Source organism: Emticicia sp. (genome assembly GCF_049241225.1).
In the GTDB taxonomy this organism is placed as follows: domain Bacteria; phylum Bacteroidota; class Bacteroidia; order Cytophagales; family Spirosomataceae; genus Emticicia.
This window is the reverse complement of the sequence record NZ_JBMLRC010000256.1, coordinates 15,681-17,035: the sequence shown is the minus strand read 5'-3', so window position 1 is coordinate 17,035 and position 1,355 is coordinate 15,681. Positions and strand designations below refer to the sequence as shown.

The window sequence follows — 1,355 nt, the reverse complement described above, 5'->3', positions numbered from 1 at the left end:
ACCGATGCTTCTGGTCGTACACTTTCGGGACAAACAACTGAGGCTTTCTTGACTTCGGTTTCTCATATAGATTTATTATCGATTGGACTCAACTGTGCTTTAGGAGCTGATTTAATGCGTCCGTATGTGCAGATTTTAGCCAACGAAGCCCCATTCATGGTTTCGGCTCACCCAAATGCTGGTTTGCCAAATGAGATGGGTGAATACGACCAATCTCCAGCCGAAATGGCCGTAATTGTAGAAGATTTCCTACAAAATGGCTTTATGAATATTATTGGTGGGTGTTGCGGAACAACGCCTGCCCACATCAAAGCAATTGCCGAAGTTGCTTCAAAATACAAACCTCGTGTTATTCCAACTTTCGAGCCGATTCAAAAAGTATCGGGTTTAGAGCCTTTGAAAATGACGAAGGAAACAAATTTTGTGAATGTTGGGGAGCGTTGTAATGTAACCGGCTCGAAGGCTTTTGCACGTTTGATTCGTGAAGGGAAATACGATGATGCACTTTCGGTTGCTCGAAATCAGGTTGAAAATGGAGCTCAAATCATCGACGTGAACCTTGATGAAGGGATGATTGATGGCGTAGAAGCCATGACCACTTTCTTGAATTTGATTGCTGCCGAGCCAGATATTTCTCGTTTGCCAATCATGATTGACTCCTCTAAATGGGAAGTGATTGAAGCTGGTTTGAAATGTGTACAAGGGAAATCTATCGTAAACTCGATTTCGTTGAAAGAGGGTGAAGCGAAATTTAAGGAATCGGCCGAAAAGGTAAAACGTTACGGTGCCGCAACGGTTGTGATGGCTTTTGATGAAGTTGGACAAGCTGACTCATTTGAGCGTAGAATTGAAATCTGTAAAAGAGCCTACGATATTTTAGTTAACGAAGTTAATTTCCCTCCGCAAGATATTATTTTCGACCCAAATATCCTTACGGTTGCCACTGGTTTGGAAGAACATAATAATTACGCAGTTGATTTTATCAATGCCACTCGTTGGATAAAAGAAAATCTCCCATACGCCAAAGTTTCGGGTGGAGTTTCAAATATATCTTTCAGTTTCAGAGGAAACGAGCCTGTACGTGAGGCCATGCACACGATTTTCTTGTATCACGCCATCAAAGCAGGTATGGATATGGGTATCGTAAATGCTGGACAACTGGGCGTTTATGATGATATTCCTAAAGATATGTTAGAGCTTTGCGAAGATGTATTGCTCAATCGTCGCCCTGATGCAACTGAGCGATTAGTAACGTTTGCCGAAACCGTAAAATCGAAAGGAAAAGAACAAGTTATAGATAATTCGTGGAGAGAATTGCCAGTTGGAAAACGTTTGGAACACGCCCTCATTAAAGG

The 1,355-nt window shown here is 42.0% G+C and carries 1 protein-coding gene; it reads left to right on the top strand.

Annotated features, from left to right (window positions below; translation table 11 throughout):
* Positions 1–1,355, top strand: a 1,355-nt coding sequence (locus ACOVO2_RS13920) for a dihydropteroate synthase (RefSeq protein ID WP_421770564.1), incomplete at both ends; no start/stop codon positions are given.